The 18,023-nt window shown below is 68.1% G+C and carries 19 protein-coding genes and 1 riboswitch; of the genes, 10 read left to right on the top strand and 9 right to left on the bottom strand.

The window, feature by feature from the left end:
- Positions 1 to 2: 2 nt before the first annotated feature.
- Genes JF542_RS15520 through fliF form a run of 3 tightly spaced genes read right to left on the bottom strand, consistent with a single transcriptional unit; the run spans position 3 to position 2,525 of the window.
- Positions 3 to 290, bottom strand: coding sequence for a FliM/FliN family flagellar motor switch protein (locus tag JF542_RS15520; RefSeq protein WP_007796007.1), 288 nt, complete (start codon positions 288 to 290; stop codon positions 3 to 5).
- Complete coding sequence (locus JF542_RS15515; RefSeq protein ID WP_207076496.1) at positions 283 to 888, bottom strand: FliH/SctL family protein; 606 nt, start codon at positions 886 to 888, stop codon at positions 283 to 285. The genes JF542_RS15520 and JF542_RS15515 overlap by 8 nt, the downstream gene beginning before the upstream one ends.
- Complete coding sequence (fliF, locus tag JF542_RS15510; RefSeq protein ID WP_242533784.1) at positions 885 to 2,525, bottom strand: flagellar basal-body MS-ring/collar protein FliF; 1,641 nt, start codon at positions 2,523 to 2,525, stop codon at positions 885 to 887. The genes JF542_RS15515 and fliF overlap by 4 nt, the downstream gene beginning before the upstream one ends.
- Positions 2,526 to 2,635: 110 nt before the next feature.
- Between fliF and JF542_RS15505 the strand changes: the two genes are divergently transcribed.
- Genes JF542_RS15505 through JF542_RS15495 form a run of 3 tightly spaced genes read left to right on the top strand, consistent with a single transcriptional unit; the run spans position 2,636 to position 4,212 of the window.
- Positions 2,636 to 3,184, top strand: a complete 549-nt coding sequence (locus JF542_RS15505) for a flagellar basal body-associated FliL family protein (RefSeq protein ID WP_207076494.1) — start codon at positions 2,636 to 2,638, stop codon at positions 3,182 to 3,184.
- A 12-nt stretch (positions 3,185 to 3,196) separates the two neighbouring features.
- On the top strand, positions 3,197 to 3,550 hold the full coding sequence (locus JF542_RS15500; RefSeq protein ID WP_207076493.1) for a hypothetical protein: 354 nt from the start codon (positions 3,197 to 3,199) through the stop codon (positions 3,548 to 3,550).
- Positions 3,547 to 4,212, top strand: coding sequence for a MotE family protein (locus JF542_RS15495; RefSeq protein ID WP_207076492.1), 666 nt, complete (start codon positions 3,547 to 3,549; stop codon positions 4,210 to 4,212). Before JF542_RS15500 ends, JF542_RS15495 begins: the two co-directional genes overlap by 4 nt.
- Before the next feature lie 8 nt (positions 4,213 to 4,220).
- On the opposite strand, the gene trxC is transcribed toward JF542_RS15495, so the two are convergent.
- Positions 4,221 to 4,646: a thioredoxin TrxC gene (gene trxC / locus JF542_RS15490; protein WP_040545210.1), complete on the bottom strand. Its 426-nt coding sequence runs from the start codon at positions 4,644 to 4,646 to the stop codon at positions 4,221 to 4,223.
- A 143-nt stretch (positions 4,647 to 4,789) separates the two neighbouring features.
- Between trxC and JF542_RS15485 the strand changes: the two genes are divergently transcribed.
- Complete coding sequence (locus JF542_RS15485; protein ID WP_007795989.1) at positions 4,790 to 5,350, top strand: L,D-transpeptidase; 561 nt, start codon at positions 4,790 to 4,792, stop codon at positions 5,348 to 5,350.
- A gap of 197 nt (positions 5,351 to 5,547) precedes the next feature.
- Positions 5,548 to 5,751, top strand: coding sequence for a hypothetical protein (locus tag JF542_RS15480; protein WP_110740003.1), 204 nt, complete (start codon positions 5,548 to 5,550; stop codon positions 5,749 to 5,751).
- A 31-nt stretch (positions 5,752 to 5,782) separates the two neighbouring features.
- Here JF542_RS15480 and JF542_RS15475 read toward each other — a convergent pair whose 3' ends face one another.
- A complete protein-coding gene (locus JF542_RS15475) occupies positions 5,783 to 6,469 on the bottom strand; it encodes an arylesterase (RefSeq protein WP_207076491.1) in 687 nt (228 codons plus the stop codon).
- A gap of 18 nt (positions 6,470 to 6,487) precedes the next feature.
- On the opposite strand from JF542_RS15475, the gene JF542_RS15470 reads away from it, so the two are divergent.
- From JF542_RS15470 to JF542_RS15460, 3 genes are all read left to right on the top strand, one after another.
- Positions 6,488 to 7,180: an ABC transporter ATP-binding protein gene (locus tag JF542_RS15470; RefSeq protein WP_207076490.1), complete on the top strand. Its 693-nt coding sequence runs from the start codon at positions 6,488 to 6,490 to the stop codon at positions 7,178 to 7,180.
- Positions 7,177 to 9,702, top strand: a complete 2,526-nt coding sequence (locus JF542_RS15465) for an ABC transporter permease (RefSeq protein ID WP_207076489.1) — start codon at positions 7,177 to 7,179, stop codon at positions 9,700 to 9,702. The genes JF542_RS15470 and JF542_RS15465 overlap by 4 nt, the downstream gene beginning before the upstream one ends.
- 70 nt (positions 9,703 to 9,772) lie before the next feature.
- Positions 9,773 to 10,648: an inositol monophosphatase family protein gene (locus tag JF542_RS15460; RefSeq protein WP_207076488.1), complete on the top strand. Its 876-nt coding sequence runs from the start codon at positions 9,773 to 9,775 to the stop codon at positions 10,646 to 10,648.
- A 222-nt stretch (positions 10,649 to 10,870) separates the two neighbouring features.
- Here JF542_RS15460 and gcvP read toward each other — a convergent pair whose 3' ends face one another.
- The 4 genes from gcvP to JF542_RS15440 form a co-directional block, all read right to left on the bottom strand.
- The gene (gcvP, locus tag JF542_RS15455) at positions 10,871 to 13,717 is read right to left on the bottom strand and encodes an aminomethyl-transferring glycine dehydrogenase (protein WP_207076487.1); all 2,847 of its coding nucleotides are present in this window, start codon (positions 13,715 to 13,717) and stop codon (positions 10,871 to 10,873) included.
- Between the two features lie 167 nt (positions 13,718 to 13,884).
- Positions 13,885 to 14,244 (bottom strand): glycine cleavage system protein GcvH, encoded by a 360-nt coding sequence (gcvH, locus tag JF542_RS15450; protein ID WP_007795965.1) that lies wholly within the window; start codon positions 14,242 to 14,244, stop codon positions 13,885 to 13,887.
- Positions 14,245 to 14,262: 18 nt separating this feature from the next.
- Positions 14,263 to 15,390 (bottom strand): glycine cleavage system aminomethyltransferase GcvT, encoded by a 1,128-nt coding sequence (gene gcvT / locus JF542_RS15445; RefSeq protein WP_207076486.1) that lies wholly within the window; start codon positions 15,388 to 15,390, stop codon positions 14,263 to 14,265.
- 160 nt (positions 15,391 to 15,550) lie between these two features.
- A riboswitch (glycine riboswitch) is annotated at positions 15,551 to 15,636 on the bottom strand.
- Positions 15,637 to 15,655: 19 nt separating this feature from the next.
- On the bottom strand, positions 15,656 to 16,135 hold the full coding sequence (locus tag JF542_RS15440) for an RrF2 family transcriptional regulator (protein WP_040544477.1): 480 nt from the start codon (positions 16,133 to 16,135) through the stop codon (positions 15,656 to 15,658).
- A gap of 93 nt (positions 16,136 to 16,228) precedes the next feature.
- Between JF542_RS15440 and JF542_RS15435 the strand changes: the two genes are divergently transcribed.
- Together JF542_RS15435 and JF542_RS15430 are read left to right on the top strand one after the other, a co-directional pair.
- Entirely contained in the window at positions 16,229 to 16,795 is a 567-nt protein-coding gene (locus JF542_RS15435; protein ID WP_207076485.1) for a gamma-glutamylcyclotransferase, read from the top strand.
- Entirely contained in the window at positions 16,792 to 18,021 is a 1,230-nt protein-coding gene (locus tag JF542_RS15430; protein WP_242533783.1) for a DUF2254 domain-containing protein, read from the top strand. The genes JF542_RS15435 and JF542_RS15430 overlap by 4 nt, the downstream gene beginning before the upstream one ends.
- Positions 18,022 to 18,023: the final 2 nt, after the last annotated feature.

Raw genomic sequence — 18,023 nt, 5'->3', positions numbered from 1 at the left:
CTTCAGGTCGGGCTCCGGAAATCCACGACCTCGGTCAGCCGCACCGCGAGCTGCCCGTTCTCGCCGCCATCGACCACCTCGAGCGCGCCGATGCCGATCAGCCGGTCGCCGACATAGAGCTCGACCGGATCCTCGAGCCGCTTGTCCAGCGTCAGCACCGAACCGGCCCCCAGCTTCAAAAGGTCTCGCACCAGCGGTCTGGCCCGTCCGACCGAGACGGTGATTTCGATCGGCACGGCGGTGAAGGGCGTTGCGCCCTCCGGGCGTGCGGTTTCGCTCTGCTCAGCCATGCGCGGCCTTCCTCCGATTGTCCTGCACGAATCCCTGTACGGCTTCGGCGACTTCGCGGGCGAGGCCACCGAGATCGACCTGCGTCTCGCTCTCGCCGAAGCGGATGTCGGCCTGACCCTCGGCGAGGGTCGGATCCTCGACGAGGCTCAGCGGGAACCCGAAATCCGCTTCGATCAGCGGCGCCACCGCCTCTCCCCCGCCCGGAGCCACCGCGATGACCACGTCGAGCCGGCCGATGTCGGCCGCCATGGCGCGAAGCTGTTCGGCCAGATGCAGCCCGAGCGTCTGATGCAGCGCGGCGGGCAGCAGCTTGACGACGACCTCTTCCAGCAGCGGCGAGATGGCGTTTAGAACCTGGTTGCAGGCCTCGTGGTAGGTGAAGGAGAGATCCTGCAGGTTCTGCGCGAAATCGCTCGAGATGCGCGACTGGTCGTCGCTCTGCGCCTTGATCGCATCGTCCCAGCCGGCACGATACCCGCCGTCGAAGCCTTCGAGCTTGGCGGCCTCCAGCGCGCCTTCGTCCGGCACCGCGACGGACGGGGCGCCGCCGGCTTGCGCGGCCCCGAAATCTTCCAGAAACGCCGCCAGGCCAGTCATTGCACCTCCTCCGTCCGGTCCTCGCCGTCATCGAGCCAGCTGCGCAGGATCTCGACCGTCTCGCTCTTGCGCTCTTCGATCAGGCCGCGCAGGCGATCGACCGGGTCTTCCTCGACCGGGCTGTCGAAATCAACCATGCCCATGCCGCCGAAATCGCCGCCACCGCCCAGCGCTGGCAAGCCGGCGAAATCGCCATCGTCGATCTCGCCGTCGAGTGCAGCCCCGCCCGGCTCGGCCCCACCTCCGGGCAACGCCAGCGCGCCATCGGTTGCGCCGGGCAGCGCCGCCTGTGCCGGAGCGGTGAGGATCGGGCGCACCACGAACAGCCCGAGGATCAGCGCCACCACAGCGAGCACCCCGATCTGGATCAGCGTCATCGGGTCGAGCGGCATGCTGAACCAACCGGGCTCCACCGGGCCGGTGCCCAGCCCCTCGGGGCGTTCGAACGGCATCGAGCGAATGGTGATCGCGTCGCCGCGCGCCTCTTCGAAACCCACGGCCGAGGCAACCAGATCGCGCAGCGCCGCAAGCTCTTCCTCGGGCAATGGCACGAACTGCTCCGCCCCGTCGGCGCCGGCGGCCAGCGTGCCGTTCACCAGCACCGCCACGGTCAGCCGCTTGATGGCGCCGGGCACGCGGGTGACCTCGCGCATGGTCTCGGAGACCTCGTAATTCACCCGCTCGCGGGTTTCGCTGCTCTGGCTTTGCGAGCTGTCTCCGCCCCCGGCCTCGCCATCCGGCAGGTTGGAGGCGACACTCACGTCGCCGCCACCGCTGTCCTGCGAACTGCTGCTCTCTTCCTCGGTATCGGTCGAGATCACCACCCGGCCCTCGGGATCGAACTGTCTTTGGCGGATTGTCTCGCTTTCGGTGACGGTGTCGACGCTGACCTCGACCACCGCGTTGCCGAGCCCGACCCGTGCCTCGACCAGGCGCTGCACCCGGTCGCGCAGCAGCGCGGCGCGATCCTCTGCCGTCGGCCCGGCGCCGCTGTCATCCTCGGCGCCGATGAGGCCGCCCTTGCCGTCGATCACTGCCACATCCTCGGGCATCAGCCCCGGTACCGCGGACGCCACGAGGTATTTCAGCGCCCGCGCCTGCACCGGCGACAGGACGTCACCATTCGTCGTGACCGAGATCGAGGCCGAGGGCGAGACATCCCGCTGGAAGGGATTCGCGGTAGAATTGGCGATATGGACCCGCGCGGTGGCAATGTAGGGGCTGGCGACGATGGTGCGCGCAAGCTCCCCTTCCTTGGCGCGCCAGTAGGCGGCATCGAACATTTGCGACGTCGTGCCGAAGCCCGAAAGCCCGTCGAGCAGTTCGTAGCCTTGGTTGGAATTGGCCGGCAGCCCCTCGCTCGCCAGGGTCATGCGCAGCGAATCGCGCTGCATATCGGGCACAAGGATCGCACCGCCGCGCACCTCATAGGGGATACCGCGCGCCTCCAGCGCCGCGACGACCTCGCCGGCGGCGCCCTGTTCGAGGCCAGCATAAAGCAATGCCATAGACGGCTGAGACGCCATGCGTCCCATGGCCAGAACCGCGGCGATCGTCGCCAGCGTCGCGGCGATCACCAGCACCCGCCGGCGCCCCCCAAGAGACCCCCAGATTGTCGCCAGCTGCTGCAAGACCATCCTCCGTTCCGACCGTTCTGCCCGGTGCGCCCATCTTTGGGGCATCAGACTTAACAATCGGTTAGTTCCTGTGCGGCTATAACCACGGCGGATTGAACGAGAGGTCCGCCATGACCGATGCCACGGCCGACGCCCCCGCCGAGGACGAGGGCACGCCGAAAAAGAAGGGATCGAAGCTGCCGATGCTGATCGGGCTGGTGCTGGCGCTCGCCGGCGGCGGCGGCGGCTTCTACGCGGCCTGGTCCGGGCTGTTGCCGTTCGGTGGCGGCCACACCCCGGCGGAGGAGGCCCATGGCGAGGGCGGTCAAGGTGCAGCCGACGGTCATGGCGGCGACCCCGCCCCGCCGCTGCCCGACACCAATGTCGCCTTCGTCGAGCTGGAGCCGCTGGTCATCTCGATGGGAACGATCGCCGAGCTTCACCACCTGCGGTTCCGCGCCAGCCTCGAGGTGCCGCCGCAATACGTGGCCGAGGTCGAGACCCTGACACCGCGGGTGATCGACGTGCTCAACAGCTATCTGCGGGCCTTGCGCCCCTCGGATATCGAGGCGCCGGGCGCGCTGATCCGCCTACGCTCGCAGATGCTGCGGCGAATCCAGATGGTCGCCGGCGAGGATCGCATTCGCGACCTGCTGGTGATGGAATTCGTGCTGAACTGAAGGGGGACCGGAATGAACTTGATCGCCGATATCCTGCTTGCCGCCGGTGCGCTCGGCGCCGGCTTCTACTGCTTCGTCCTGTCGCGCCGCCTGTCGCGCTTCACCGATCTCGAGAACGGCGTCGGCGGCGCCGTCGCGGTGCTGTCTGCGCAGGTCGACGATCTCACCCGCACGCTCGGGGCGGCGCAGAGCACGGCGGGCGAATCGACCGCCCGGCTCGAAACGCTCACCGCGCGCGCAGAGGATGCCGCCAAGCGGCTCGAACTCATGCTCGCCTCGTTGCATGACCTGCCGGAACAGCCGCCTCCGCCCTCGCGGGAGGAGGCCGAGCCGAGGTTTGTCCGGCATACCGGAGGGTCGCGATGAAGTTCGCCCGGAAAAGAACCACACCCCCCAGAACCCGCCGCAGCATCGGCGTGCTCGCGGTGATCGGCGGGCTGCTGATCGCCTCGGCGCTGGCGCGCATCGGGATGCAGGCGGGCGCTGCGCTGGCGCTTGAAACAAGCGAGTCGGAGCCCCGTACCGAAGCCCCGTCCAACGAGTCCGCGATGCAGGAGCCCGGCGGACAAGCTGCTCCGGCGCAGAGCGCGGAGGCCGCGTCTGCCGGCTGCCCGGTTGCCTCGGATATCGGGCCCATCCTCGACGCGCTGAAGACCCGGGAAGAGCGGGTCAGCAAACGCGAATCGGATCTTCGGGCCCGCATGCAGGCCCTGTCGGTCGCGGAGGCCGAGATCGATCGCCGGATGACCGCCATGGAAGAGGCCGAGCGTCGCCTGCGCGAGACGCTGGCCGTTGCCAAGACCGCCGCCGAAGATGACGTGGCGCAACTGACGCAGGTCTATGCCACGATGAAGCCCAAGCAGGCCGCGGCCCTGTTCGAGGAAATGGAGCCGGATTTCGCCGCCGGCTTCCTAGGACGGATGCGCCCCGATGCGGCGGCGGCGATCATGGCCGGGCTCAGCCCGCAGAAGGCCTACACGATCAGCGTCATGCTCGCCGGCCGCAACGCCGGGGCGCCACGCGAATGAGCCGGTCGTCAGCCGGCGCCGATCGCAAAGGCCTCGATCTGCGCTGCCGGCAAAGCGCCGGACTGGCGCGCTGCCTCGCGGCCAGAGCGGAACGCGATCAGCGTTGGAATTCCCCTTATGCCAAAGGCACTTGCCGCCGCGGGATGGGCCTCGGTGTTGACCTTCACCAGCCGCGCGCGCCCTGTCATCGCCTTCGCCGCCTTGGAAAACTCGGGCGCCATCATCCGGCATGGGCCGCACCAGGGCGCCCAGAAGTCCACCACCAGGGTCATGCCGTCATTGCGGATCGCCTTGGAGAGCGTCTCTGCATCGATCTCGCGGGCCTTGCCTTCGACAAGCGCCGCACCGCAAGTGCCGCATTTCGGGCCAGCCGAAAGGCGGTCTTCGGGAACGCGGTTTGTCTGACCGCACTCGAAACACACAAGTTTGACCATGGCTCGCTCCCACATTACATTCATCATGTGCTATATGTGCTCCCCACGCCATTGTGACAATCCCCCGTGGAAACACATCATTGCTTTCACGTTGGAGGTGATGAGAATGAGACCGCTGTCCAAATGAGATCCGAGTATTGCCAATGATCACCCGTCGCAAATTCGTCGCCAGCGCCGCGGCCGGCACCGCTCTCGCCGCCGCAGCGCCCGCCCTCGCTTTCGAGGTCGATCCGAAATTCCGGCCCCAGCAGGTCGGTATCAAGAACACCCTGTCCGCGGGACAGATCCTGATCCTTCCGCGCGCGCACTTCCTGTACTACGTCACCGCGCCCGGCCAAGCGATCCGCTACGGGGTCGGTGTCGGTCGTGCCGGGCTCGAATTCACTGGCGATGCGATCATCCAGGTCAAGAAGGAATGGCCCACTTGGCGCCCGACCAACGAGATGATCGAACGCGAGCCGCAGAGCTACAGCAAGTTCATCGACAACGACTATGTCCAGCCCGGCGGTCCGAGCAACCCTCTGGGCGCCCGCGCGCTCTACCTGTTCCAGAACGGGCGTGACACGTATTTCCGGATCCACGGCACGACCGCGCCGGAATCGATCGGCCGCTCGGTGTCGAACGGGTGCATTCGCATGCTGAACGAGCACGTGATCGACCTCTACAACCGCGTGCCCGTCGGAACACCGGTGACGGTTCTTTAACGCCCTGAGATCCTGTCACGATCCTGCCTCAAGCGGCGCGCCATCTGGCGCGCCGCTTTACGTTGGAACACCTTAAGGTTGTGCAGTCATCGGAAATTGGTCTGTTATGGCCGTGGCCCGGCCACATTCCCGCCGGATTCGGAGCGCTACATACCCCCACGACAAGGTAATCAGGACCGACTTTTAAGGAGTGTCAGATGGCGGTAATTGCAATTCTCATGGGCAGCGTTCTTGGCCTGATCGGAGCTCTCACCAGCTGGCTCGCCTTCGATGTCTCCTTCGGCTCGGCCGTCCTGCTCTACTTTGCGACCGCCCTCAGCTTCGGCCTGCTGCCGGTGATCTCGGCCGCCCTGCGCGGCAATGATGACAGCCGCGCACTCGCTCCGACGCCGGCGCAGTAAGCCCCGGCCCGACACGCGCAACCAGCGGCGCTCAGTCGCCGCTCTGGATGCGCGAGATAAGCTCTTCGACCGAGGGCCCCATCGCCTCGACGATCAGAGCCACCCCGTCGGCATTCGGATGAATGCCGTCCCCCTGCATCATCCCCGCCGCGTCCTGCGGCGTGCCGCCTTCGGGCAGAATGCCCCGGAAGAAATTCGGAAAATACAGCGTGTCGTATTCCTCGGCGAGCTCGGGATAGATCGCGTCGAACCCCGCCTTGTAGTCGGGGCCGTAATTGCCCGGCGCCGTCATCCCCACCAGCAAGACCTCGATCTCCTGTGCCTCGGCAACCTCGAGAATCCCCTCGAGATTGGCGCGCGACGTCTCGGGCGGCAGCCCGCGCAGCAGGTCGTTGCCGCCAAGCGCCACGATCATGCCCTCAATCTCCGGGGTCAGAGACCACTCCACCCGAGACAGACCACCCGCCGTCGTGTCTCCCGACACGCCGCCGTTGACCAGCCGCACATCATGGCCGCGCTCGGCCAGCCACGCCCGCATCTGAGGCACGAAGCCTTCATCCTCGATCAGCCCGTAGCCCTGCGTCAGGCTATCGCCGAGCGCCAGGAGATGCACCGTTTCAGCCCGCACAGGCAGCGCCACGGTTGCGCATAGCATCAACGTGACGGCCAGCGTCTTGCTGCGCCATGCACGCAGCCCATATGTAAGCGAACGCATCATTTTCCCGGACGCCCCTTCATGCCTGATCGAGTCATTGCCCTGAAAGATGTCACACTCAGCCTGCGCGGCAATGCCGGAATGGTGGAAATCCTCCATGGCATCACGCTCGAGGTGGAAAAGGGCGAGACGCTGGCGCTGATCGGGCCGTCGGGCAGCGGCAAGTCCTCACTGCTGATGGTGATGGGCGGGCTCGAGAGCGCAAGCTCGGGCACGGTCTCGGTTCTGGGCAGCGACCTGACCGCGATGGACGAGGACCGCTTGGCGCGCTTCCGCCGCGATCACATGGGCGTGGTGTTCCAGAGCTTCAACCTGATCCCCACCATGACCGCGCTGGAAAACGTCGCGACGCCGCTGGAGCTGGCCGGCGACCGGGAGGCTTTCGCCAAGGCCGAGGCCGAGCTCGAGGCGGTGGGGCTGGGCCACCGCGCCGACCATTACCCGGCGCAGATGTCGGGCGGCGAGCAGCAGCGCGTGGCGCTGGCCCGCGCCTCGGCACCGCGCCCCGACATCCTGCTGGCCGACGAGCCGACCGGCAATCTCGACGGCAAGAACGGCGACGCGATCATGGACCTGCTCTTTGGTCTGCGCGACCGGCACGGCGCCACGCTGGTGCTCGTCACCCACTCCAACACCCTCGCGCAGCGCTGCGACCGGGTGGTGCGGCTGACCGACGGCACCGTCGCCGGCGAGGTGGCGAGGGCCGCCGAATGAGCCTTGCCATCTCGGCCCGCTTCGCCCGCCGCGAGCTGCGCGGCGGCTTGCGCGGCTTCCGCATCTTCCTCGCCTGCCTGACCCTTGGCGTGGCCGCCATCGCCGGCGTCGGCTCGGTGCGCTCGGCGATCCAGGCCGGGCTGGCCGATCAGGGTGCCATCCTGCTGGGCGGCGACGCGCAGGCGGAATTCACCTACCGCTTCGCCTCGGAAGAAGAGCTGGCCTGGCTCGAGGGCATCTCGACGGCGCAGTCGGAGATCACCGATTTCCGCTCCATGGCGGTGGTCGACACCGAGGCCGGCTCGGAACGCGGGCTCACGCAGATCAAATCCGTCGACGACGCCTATCCCCTGCTGGGCGAGATGGTGCTCGATCCGCCGATGCCGCTGGCGCAGGCGCTCGACGGGGCCGAGCATCCGGGCGCAGTGATGGCGCCGGTGCTGGCCGATCGGCTGGGCCTCGCCCCCGGTGACAGCTTCCGCCTCGGCACGCAGGACTTCATCCTCAGCGCCACCATCGTCACCGAACCCGACGATGCCGGCGACGGCTTCGGCCTCGGTCCGCGCACGCTGGTGCGCACCTCCGCCCTCGATGGCTCCGGCCTGCTTGCTCCTGGCTCGCTCTACGAGACCGAGTACCGCATGCTGCTGCCCGAAGGTGCCGATCTCGACGCGCTGAAGGCGCAGGCCGAGGACCGCTTCCGCGACACCGGCATCCGCTGGCGCGACGCCCGCAATGGCGCGCCGGGCGTGGCGCGGTTCGTCGACCGGCTGGGCAGCTTTCTCGTGCTGGTCGGGCTCTCGGGCCTCGCGGTGGGGGGCATTGGCGTCTCGGCGGCGGTGCGCTCCTACCTCGCGCGCAAGACGCCGGTGATCGCCACCCTGCGCACGCTCGGTGCCAGCCGTGGCGTGATCTTCCAGACCTATTTCCTTCAGATCGGCGCGCTGAGCCTGCTTGGCATCGCGTTCGGCCTGATCCTCGGCGCCGGGGTGCCGCTGATCTTCGCCCCGCTCATCACCCAGTCGCTGCCGATCCCGGTGCTCTTCACGCTCTACCCGGGCCCCTTGGCCGAGGCGGCGATCTACGGCGTGCTGACAGCGTTGCTCTTCACGCTCTGGCCCCTCGCCCGCACCGAGGAGGTGCGCGCCGCCGCCCTCTTTCGAGACGCGCTCGACAGCGCCCGCGCCCTGCCCGCCACGCGCTACCTGATCGCCACCGCGCTGCTGATCGCGCTGCTCGTCGGCGTGGCGATGCTGTTCTCCGGCGATCCCCGCATCACGCTCTGGACCGCCGGCGGCATCCTCGGCGCGCTGCTGATCCTCGCGGTGGCCGCCACCGGCATCCGCGCGCTCGCCCGCCGTGCCACCGGTGCCGCCCGCGGCCGCCCGGTCTGGCGCTGGGCGCTCGGTGCCATCGGCGGCCCGCGCGAGACCGCGGCCTCGGTGGTGCTGTCGCTGGGGCTGGGGCTGTCGGTGCTCGCCGCCATCGGCCAGATCGACGGCAACCTGCGCGCCGCGATCAACCGCGACCTGCCCGAGATCGCGCCGTCCTACTTCTTCGTCGACATCCAGCCCGGCCAGATCGACGGCTATCTCGCACGGCTCGAGAGCGACGAGGCGGTGAGCCGGGTCGACACCGCCCCGATGCTGCGCGGCGTGATCACCGAGATCAACGGCGTCGACGCGCAGCAGGTGGCGGGCGATCACTGGGTGGTGCGCGGCGATCGTGGCATCACCTATGCCGCGCAACCGGACGCGCGCACCATCATCACCGAAGGCGAATGGTGGCCCGAGAATTACGACGGCCCGCCGCAGATCAGCTTTGCCCGCGAGGAGGCCGAGGAGATCGGCCTCGCTCTGGGCGACGAGATCACCTTCAACGTGCTCGGCCGTGACATCACCGCCACCATCACCAGCTTCCGCGACGTGGATTTCTCCACCGCCGGCATCGGCTTCGTGATGACGCTCAACCCTGCCGCCCTGCAGGGCGCGCCGCACACCTTCATCTCCACCGTCTATGCCGAGCCCGAGGCCGAGGCGCAGATCCTGCGCGATCTCGCGTCCAGCTATCCCAACATCACCGCGATCCGCGTCAAGGACGCCATCGACCGGGTGGCCGAACTGCTCGAGGGGGTCGGCAGCGCCATCCGCTGGGGCGCCGCGGCCACCCTGCTCACCGGCTTTTTGGTGCTGATCGGCGCGGCGGCGGCGGGCGAGGGCGCGCGCACCTACGAGGCGGCGGTGCTCAAGACGCTGGGCGCCAGCCGCGCCCGCATCCTGCAGAGCTTCGCCCTGCGTTCGGCGCTGCTCGGCGCAGGCGCCGGGGTGGTGGCGCTCGGCGCGGGCATCCTCGGCGGCTGGGCGATCAGCCGCTTCATCATGGAGACCGATTTCGCAGTGATGTGGCCCTCGGCGCTCGGCATCATCGCCGGCGGCGTGATCGCCACGCTGCTGGCCGGGCTCGGCTTCGCCTGGCGGCCACTTTCCGCCCGTCCGGCGCGGGTTCTGCGGGCGCGCGAATAGGCCGCCTTGCACCCCCGCGCCGCGGCTGGCACAGCCTTGCGCAACTTCTGGCTGACAAAGGACCCGACCGATGAGCGACACCCTCCCGATGCCGGTCTCGACCCTGAGCAAGGCGCAGCGCAGCTCGATCCTAAACCTCGTGCGCCGCGCCGCCCGCGCCGAGATCCTGCCCCGCTTCCGCAATCTCGAGAGCGGCGAGATCGATCAGAAGAAAAGCCACCAGGACCTGGTGACCGAGGCCGACCGCGCCGCCGAGCGGATGATCGCCCGCGGCCTGCTGGCACTGTTCCCCAACGCGCTGATCATCGGCGAAGAGAACGTGGCCGACCACCCCGAGGTGCTCGACAAGGTCGCCGATGCCGAGCTTGCCTTCACCATCGACCCGGTCGACGGCACGTGGAACTACGCCCACGGGCTCGCCACCTTCGGCGTCATCGTCTCGGCGCTGCGCTTCGGCACCCCGGTCTTCGGCCTGATCTACGATCCCGTCATGGACGACGTGGTGCTGGGCGAGACCGGTGGCCCGGCCGAGCTGGTCATGCCGAAACGCCGCAAGCGCCGCACGCTATCGGTCTCCGCCGGCGGCCCGGTCGAGAACCTGCAGGGCTACCTGCCGCTCTACATGCTGCCCGCCGACAAGCAGGCCGAGATGGCCGCGCTGCTGCCCCGCTTCGAGCGCGTGCTGTCGCTGCGCTGCTCGGCGCACGAGATGCGCATGCTGGCGCAGGGCCACGTGGATTTCGTGCTCTCCGCCGGGCTCACGCCCTGGGATCACGCCGCTGGCGCCCTGCTCTGCCAATGCGCCGGCGGTCATGTCGCCATGCTCGACGGCTCCGAGTACAACGCCGCCAAGCGCGAGGGCTACCTGCTCTGCGCCTCCGACCCCGCCACCTGGGGCCGAATCCGCGACGCCTTCGCCTTCCTGCTCGACCTGCCCGAGACCTGACCCCGCCCCACCATCAAAGACCGGCGCCCTTGCTTCTTCTGGCCGAAAATATCCCGGGGAGCGCGAGGGGCTGGCCCCTCGCTCCGGCGCCAGCCACCCCGCGTGACGCCCGACACAAAAGGCCCCGCCCTCCGAACCGAAGAGCGCGGCCCCTGTTTCTTCTGGCCGAAAGTATCCCGGGGCGTGTGAGGGGCTGGCCCCTCACTCCCGGTCTCTCACAGCCTACTCCGCCGCGTCGGCATAGTCGCTCATCGGCGGGCAGGTGCACACGAGGTGCCGGTCACCATAGGCATTGTCGACGCGGTTGACCGGCGGCCAGTACTTGTCGACCCGGAACGCCCCCGGCGGGAAGCAGCCCTGCTCGCGCGAATAGGGACGATCCCAGTCGCGCACGAGGTCTTCCATCGTGTGCGGCGCGTGTTTGAGCGGGTTGGCCGCGGCATCGATGCGGCCCTCCTCGATATCGCGGATCTCCTCGCGGATCGCCAGCATGGCGTCGCAGAACCGGTCGAGCTCTGCCTTGGTCTCGGATTCCGTCGGCTCCACCATCAGCGTGCCAGCCACCGGCCAGCTCATGGTCGGCGCATGGAAGCCGCAATCGACGAGGCGCTTGGCGATGTCCTCCACCGTGACCCCGGCGGATTTCTCGAACGGGCGCACGTCGATGATGCACTCATGCGCCACCCGGCCCTGCGGCCCGGTATAAAGGATCTCGTAGGCCCCTTGGAGCCGCGCGGCGATGTAGTTGGCGCTCAGGATCGCCGCCCGCGTCGCCTGCGTCAGCCCCTCGCCGCCCATCATCAGGATGTAGCCCCACGAGATCGGCAGCAGCGAGGGCGAGCCGAAGGCCGCGGCCGAGACAGGCCCCGCGACGCCGCCCTTGAGCGGATCCGACGGCAGGTGCGGCACCAGGTGTTCCTTGACGCCGATCGGCCCCATGCCCGGGCCGCCGCCGCCATGCGGGATGCAGAAGGTCTTGTGCAGGTTGAGATGGCTCACGTCACCGCCAAGATCGCCCGGCCGCGACAACCCGACCATGGCGTTCATGTTGGCGCCATCGATATAGACCTGCCCGCCATGCTCGTGGGTGATGGCGCAGACCTCCTTCACCGTCTCCTCGAAGACCCCGTGGGTCGAGGGGTAGGTGATCATGCAGGCCGCCAGCGTGTCGCTGTGCTTTTCCGCCTTCTCGCGGAAATCGGCGAGGTCGATCGAGCCCAGATCGTCGCATTTCACCGGCACCACCTTCCAGCCGACCATCTGCGCCGAGGCCGGGTTGGTGCCATGGGCGTTGACCGGGATCAGGCAGACATTGCGCTGTCCCTCGCCGCGCGCCCTCTGCCACGAGGCGATGGTCAGAAGACCGGCATATTCCCCCTGCGCGCCCGAGTTCGGCTGCATCGAGAAATCGTCATAGCCGGTGATGGCGCAGAGCTTCGAGGACAGGTCCGCGATCATCTCCGCATAGCCCTTGGCCTGATCGGCCGGGGCGTAGGGGTGCAGCTCGGCGAACTCGCGCCAGCTCACCGGCATCATCTCGGCGGCGGCGTTGAGCTTCATGGTGCACGAGCCCAGCGGGATCATCGCCCGGTCGAGCGCCAGGTCGCGGTCGGCGAGACGGCGCATGTAGCGCATCATCTCGGTCTCGGCGCGGTTCATGTGGAACACCTCGTGGGTGAGGTAGTCGCTCTGGCGCAGCAGCGCGTCGGGCAGGCGATATTCGGCCCGGCCCTCGTCCTTGCGCACCAGGCCGAAGGCGCGCCATACCGCCTCGATCTGCGCCGGGCGGGTGGCCTCGTCCAGGGTGATGCCGATCTTGGTCTTGCCGACGCGGCGCAGGTTGATGCCCTCCTTCACCGCCGCCTGCAGGATGCCTGTCTGCAGCAGCCCGACCTCGACGGTCAGCGTGTCGAAGAACGCCTCCGGCTGCACCTCGTAGCCCGCATCCTCGAGCCCCTTGGCCAGCCGCGCGGTCTTGAGGTGGATGCGCTGCGCGATGGCCTTGAGGCCGCTCGGCCCGTGGAACACGGCGTAGAAGCCCGCCATCACCGCCAGCAACGCCTGCGCGGTGCAGACATTCGAGGTCGCCTTCTCGCGGCGGATATGCTGCTCGCGGGTCTGCAGCGCGAGGCGGTAGGCGCGGTTGCCCAGCGCGTCGACCGAGACCCCGACGATGCGGCCCGGCATGGCGCGCTTGTAGGCGTCCTTGGTGGCCATGTAGGCGGCGTGCGGGCCGCCATAGCCCAGCGGCACGCCGAAGCGCTGGGTCGAACCCACCGCGATATCGGCGCCCATCGCACCGGGCTCCTTCACCAGGCACAGCGCCATGATGTCGGCGGCGACGATGCCGATGGCGCGGGCCTCGTGCAGCGCCTCCATCTCGGACGTCAGATCGCGCAGCGCACCATTGGTGCCGGGATACTGGAAGATAGCGGCAAAGACCTTGTCGGCCTCGAGGTCTTCCGGCGCGCCGACGATCACCTCGATGCCCAGCGGCGCGGCGCGGGTCTGGATCACCGCGATGTTCTGCGGGTGGCAGTTCTCATCGACGAAGAACGCATTGGCCTTCGACTTGGCGACGCGCTTGGCCATGGTCATCGCCTCCGCGCAAGCGGTGGCCTCGTCGAGCAGCGAGGCATTGGCGATCTCCAGCCCGGTCAGATCCGAGACCATGGTCTGGTAGTTCAGCAGCGCCTCGAGCCGGCCCTGCGAGATCTCGGGCTGGTAGGGCGTGTAGGCGGTGTACCAGGCCGGGTTCTCGAAGATGTTGCGCTGGATCGCCGGCGGGGTGACCGTGTTGTGATAGCCCTGCCCGATCAGCGAGGTCAGCACCTTGTTCTTCTCGGCCACCTCCTGCAGGCGCCAGAGCATCTCGCGCTCCGACAGCGGCGCGCCGAAATCGAGCGGCTCGGCCTGGCGGATGCCCTCCGGCACTGTCTGCGCGATCAGCGCGTCAAGATCCGCCACCCCCAGCGCCGCAAACATCTCGTCCATCTCGGCGGGCGACGGGCCGATATGGCGGCGGTTGGCAAAGTCATAGGGCTGGTAGTCTGTGGGCGTGAAGGCCATCTCTCACCTCTTGCAACGCGGCGGACGGGGCGCACCGCTGTGCTTCTCTACGTTTCAAATACTCAAAATCCGACCACGCCCGTCCCGCGCAGAGGCCGGGACGGGGGAAGGATCTCGTCTTTCGGGCAGCCGTGCCAGCCGTCGCCAGGGACGACCGGCGCGCGGCATCAGCCGACGAACTTCTTGTAGGCGGCTTCGTCCATCAGCTCGTCGAGCACCGAGAGATCCTCGATCTTGAGCTTGAAGAACCAGGCGTCGCCCTCGGGGTCCTCGTTGACCTTGCCGGGATCGTCGACCAGCGCCTCGTTGACCTCGGCGATCTCGCCATCGACCGGGGCGAGGATGTCCGAGGCGGCCTTGACCGACTCGATCACCACCACCTCGTCATCCTTGCTGACCGTGGTGCCGGCCTCGGGCAGTTCGACGAAGACCACGTCGCCAAGCTGCTCGGCGGCGTGGCTGGTGATCCCCACCACGACCAGATCGTCCTCGACGCGCAGCCATTCATGTTCTTCGGTGAATTTCATATCGCTGGTTCCCTTTTGTCAGCGCTTGTAGCTTTGTTTCACGTGCGGCAGCGTCACCACCTCGACCGGCAGACGCTTGCCGCGCACTTCTCCGTAAAGACGCGTGCCCGGCGTGGCCTGTTCCGCGGGAACATACCCCATCGCCACCGGTCCGCCCACCGTCGGGCCGAATCCGCCCGAGGTGATACGCCCGACAGGCCCGCCGCCGGTTTCGCTTTCGTAAAGATCGATCCCCTCGCGCATCGGTGCGCGGCCCTCGGGCTTCAGCCCGACCCGAACGCTCGGCGCGCCGCTGGCGATTTCGGGGAGGATGATGTCGGCGCCCGGGAAGCCCCCGGCACGCTCGCCATCGGCGCGGCGCACCTTCTGGATCGCCCAGAGCAGGTTGCCCGCCGCCGGCGTGGTGGTGGTGTCGATGTCGTGGCCGTAGAGACATAGCCCGGCCTCGAGCCGCAGCGAATCCCGCGCGCCCAGCCCGATCGGCTCGACCGTGTCCTGCGCCAGAAGCGCCTCGGCCAGCGCCACCGTGGCGCTCTCCGGCACCGAGATCTCGTAGCCGTCCTCGCCGGTATAGCCCGAGCGCGAGACCCAGGCCTCGACGCCCGCGAGCTCGACTGTGGCCACGTCCATGAAGCGCATCTCGGCCACCGCCGGGTTCAGTGCCGCCAGCGCCGCCTCGGCGCCCGGCCCCTGCAGCGCCAGCAGCGCCCGGTCTTCGATATAGTCGACCGAGACACCCTTGGGCTCGAGCCCGGCGCGCAGCCGCGCGACATCGGCCTCCTTGCAGGCGGCGTTGACCACGAGGAACAGGTGATCGCCACGGTTGGCGATCATCAGGTCATCCTCGATGCCGCCCTGCTCGTTGGTGAAGAGCCCGTAGCGCTGCCGGCCCTCGGCCAGCCCCGCCACCGAGACCGGCACCAGAGTCTCGAGCGCCAGCGCAACCGCCTTCGGGTCGTCGCCGCGCAGGATCACCTGTCCCATGTGGCTCACGTCGAAGAGCCCCGCCGCGGCCCGCGTGTGCAGGTGCTCTTTCATCACACCAAGTTTGTACTGAACCGGCATGTCGTAGCCGGCAAACGGCACCATCTTCGCGCCAAGCGCGAGGTGCAGGTCATGTAGTGGCGTGCGTTTCAGCTCGTCCATGCGGTCTCACATCCCTCTGGCCCGGATGTGGCGCGTGGCGCAGCCCCGGACATTTCCTGGCGCAGGACGACCCTGCGCACGAAATGCCCCCTCTGTCCGTCAGCCTGAGATCGTTATCCCTTCGGCGGGCGCGCTGTCACGCGCCACTCTCCAGAGTTCTGCGTCCGCAAAGGTCCGTGGGCCTGAGAGTTTCCGGGGCGGTTGCTCCTTCGGCACCGGCAAAGCCGGTTCTCCCTCTGCGATGGGTCTCAGAGTACGATGTTTGTCACTGGGCCGCAAGGACCGGCTCGACCTTGGCCATCGCGCAGCGCCCCTGTGGCGCGAGAATGTCCATGAGCGGAGCATTGTCGCAGATCAGCGTGTCGAGCGTGATCGGATCGAGCGTTGCGTAGAAGGCATTGGCCGCGTCGCTGAGCGCAATCTTCAGCCGGCACGCCTCGGTCAGCGGGCAGGTGTTGTCGACATCGGCAAAGCATTCCGCCAGCGGCACCGGCGCCTCGAGCGCGCGGAACACGTCTCCGATACGGATCTGCTCGGCCGGGCGCGACAGTTCGAGCCCGCCGTTGCGACCGCGCTGGGTGTGCAGGTAGCCCAGCTGGGCCAGCTGGTTGATCACCTGTGCGAGGTGGTTTTCGGAGGCGTTGCATCGCTTGGCGATCTCGGATTTGGTCACCAGGCGACCGGTGTTGGCCGCGCAATGCATCAGGACCCGAATGGCGATATTGGTTCTTTTTGTGACGCGCACGGCCCGCCCTCCATTTTCAAAGGATGCAGGCGTTATACATGATTGGAGAAATATCGATTTGACATACATCAATCCGGGACTCGCAAAACTGGTATGAGCAGCGCTTTCTTCTTCGGTTACGGGTCCCTCGTGAACCGCCTCACCCATGGTTTCAGCCCCGCCCACATTGCCCGGGCCCGCGGCTGGCGGCGCGCGTGGCGCTGGACCGAGGCCCGCGACGTGGCCTTTCTCACCGCGATTCCCGACCCCCATTGCGAGATCGAGGGGCTGATTGCGCCGGTGCCGCCGGATGGCTGGGCGGCGCTCGACCTGCGCGAACATGCCTATGACCGGCTCGATGCGCTGCACAGCGTCAGCCACGACGCGCCCAGCGTCGCGCAACTGGCGATCTATGCCATCCCGCCCGAGCGCATCTTCGCACCCGACGCCCATCACCCGGTTCTGCTGAGCTATCTCGACGTGGTGGTGCAGGGGTATCTCACCGAGTTCGGACCCGAAGGCGCCGACCGGTTCTTCGCCACCACCACCGGCTGGGACGCCCCGATCCTCGACGACCGTGAGGCCCCCCGCTACCCGCGTGCCCAGCGCCTGAGCGACGACGAGCGACGCTTCGTCGACGACCGCCTCGCCGGGCTCGGCGCCCGCAAGGTGGCGGCATGATGATCTCGAAGACCCTGCTGCTGCTGCGCCGCGTGGCGCGCAACCTCGTGGCGCGGGTGGTGTTCGGCGCAGTGCTGGCCTTTGCCATGGCGTTCCTGTCGCCGCTCTTCGAGCCGCTGCTGCCGGATGAATGGGAGATCAAGATCGGTCCGGACGCGGTGATCCCGATCCTCAACATCCTCGCCACGACGATGCTGACGGTGACCACCTTCTCGCTGTCGGTGATGGTGCAGGCCTACCAGGCCGCCGCCAGCCAGGCCACACCACGCGCCTACCGGCTGCACCTCTCGGACACCACGACCCACACGGTTCTGGCGGTGTTCACCGGGGCATTCCTGTATTCGCTGACCGCGCTGGTGATGTTCCGCGCCGGGCTCTACCCGGACAATGCCGCGGTGATGATCCTCGGGGTGACGGTGCTGGTGATCGTGGCGATCATCGTCTCGATCCTGCGCTGGATCGAGCATCTGAGCACGCTGGGCAGCATGGACGACACGCTCCAGATGGTCGACCGGCAGGCCCGAGAGCCACTCTACAACGCGCTGAGGCGCCCCGCCCTCGGCGGGTTGCCCGTTGCGCCGGACGCCGAGATCCCCGAGGCCGCCTGGCCCCTGCCCGCCCCCTCGAGCGGCTACCTGCAATTCGTCAACATGGAAGCGCTGCACGACGCGCTGGCCAAGGCCGACGCCTCGATCACGCTCATCGTCTCTCCGGGTGCGCATGTCCTGAAGGGCGCCCCCCTCGGCTGGGTGCTCGGCGACATCGAGGAGCGCACGGCGCTGAGCAACTGCTTCACCTTCGGCGAGATCCGAACCGCCGAGCAGGACGCACGCTTCGGCGTCGTGGTGCTGAACGAGACCGCGGTGCGGGCGCTGTCGCCGGGGATCAACGATCCGGGCACCGCCGTCGACGTGGTGCACCGGCTGGCGCGGCTGTTCTCCGAGGCCGAGCCGCCCAAGGCGCAGCCGCCGCAATTCCCCCGCATCGAGGCCCCGGCGCTGACCGCGACCCAGCTGATGGAAGACGGGTTCGAGCCGCTGATCCGCGCCGGTGCCGGCCATCCGGAGGTGATCGGCACGGTGCTGGACACCCTGGCCAAGCTCGAACATGCCGAATGGCGAGATCTGGCGCAGGCGGCGCGGCGCACCCGCGCCTACGCGCTGCATCACGCACAGGAAAGCATCGAGGTGAAGGAGGATCGCGACGCGCTGGCGCGTCGCGTCTGAGG

The sequence above is a fragment of the Salipiger bermudensis genome (genome assembly GCF_017309175.1).
Taxonomy (GTDB): Bacteria; Pseudomonadota; Alphaproteobacteria; order Rhodobacterales; family Rhodobacteraceae; genus Salipiger; species Salipiger bermudensis.
The sequence above is the reverse complement of the archived record's forward strand: the minus strand, read 5'-3'. Positions and strand labels throughout refer to the sequence as shown.

Bases quoted from the DNA above. Each gene is read 5' to 3' on its own strand.
- JF542_RS15520 (WP_007796007.1), bottom strand. From the start codon at position 290: ATGGCTGAGCAGAGCGAAACCGCACGCCCGGAGGGCGCAACGCCCTTC.
- JF542_RS15515 (WP_207076496.1), bottom strand. From the start codon at position 888: ATGACTGGCCTGGCGGCGTTTCTGGAAGATTTCGGGGCCGCGCAAGCC.
- fliF (WP_242533784.1), bottom strand. From the start codon at position 2,525: ATGGTCTTGCAGCAGCTGGCGACAATCTGGGGGTCTCTTGGGGGGCGC.
- JF542_RS15505 (WP_207076494.1), top strand. From the start codon at position 2,636: ATGACCGATGCCACGGCCGACGCCCCCGCCGAGGACGAGGGCACGCCG.
- JF542_RS15500 (WP_207076493.1), top strand. From the start codon at position 3,197: ATGAACTTGATCGCCGATATCCTGCTTGCCGCCGGTGCGCTCGGCGCC.
- JF542_RS15495 (WP_207076492.1), top strand. From the start codon at position 3,547: ATGAAGTTCGCCCGGAAAAGAACCACACCCCCCAGAACCCGCCGCAGC.
- trxC (WP_040545210.1), bottom strand. From the start codon at position 4,646: ATGGTCAAACTTGTGTGTTTCGAGTGCGGTCAGACAAACCGCGTTCCC.
- JF542_RS15485 (WP_007795989.1), top strand. From the start codon at position 4,790: ATGATCACCCGTCGCAAATTCGTCGCCAGCGCCGCGGCCGGCACCGCT.
- JF542_RS15480 (WP_110740003.1), top strand. From the start codon at position 5,548: ATGGCGGTAATTGCAATTCTCATGGGCAGCGTTCTTGGCCTGATCGGA.
- JF542_RS15475 (WP_207076491.1), bottom strand. From the start codon at position 6,469: ATGATGCGTTCGCTTACATATGGGCTGCGTGCATGGCGCAGCAAGACG.
- JF542_RS15470 (WP_207076490.1), top strand. From the start codon at position 6,488: ATGCCTGATCGAGTCATTGCCCTGAAAGATGTCACACTCAGCCTGCGC.
- JF542_RS15465 (WP_207076489.1), top strand. From the start codon at position 7,177: ATGAGCCTTGCCATCTCGGCCCGCTTCGCCCGCCGCGAGCTGCGCGGC.
- JF542_RS15460 (WP_207076488.1), top strand. From the start codon at position 9,773: ATGAGCGACACCCTCCCGATGCCGGTCTCGACCCTGAGCAAGGCGCAG.
- gcvP (WP_207076487.1), bottom strand. From the start codon at position 13,717: ATGGCCTTCACGCCCACAGACTACCAGCCCTATGACTTTGCCAACCGC.
- gcvH (WP_007795965.1), bottom strand. From the start codon at position 14,244: ATGAAATTCACCGAAGAACATGAATGGCTGCGCGTCGAGGACGATCTG.
- gcvT (WP_207076486.1), bottom strand. From the start codon at position 15,390: ATGGACGAGCTGAAACGCACGCCACTACATGACCTGCACCTCGCGCTT.
- JF542_RS15435 (WP_207076485.1), top strand. From the start codon at position 16,229: ATGAGCAGCGCTTTCTTCTTCGGTTACGGGTCCCTCGTGAACCGCCTC.
- JF542_RS15430 (WP_242533783.1), top strand. From the start codon at position 16,792: ATGATGATCTCGAAGACCCTGCTGCTGCTGCGCCGCGTGGCGCGCAAC.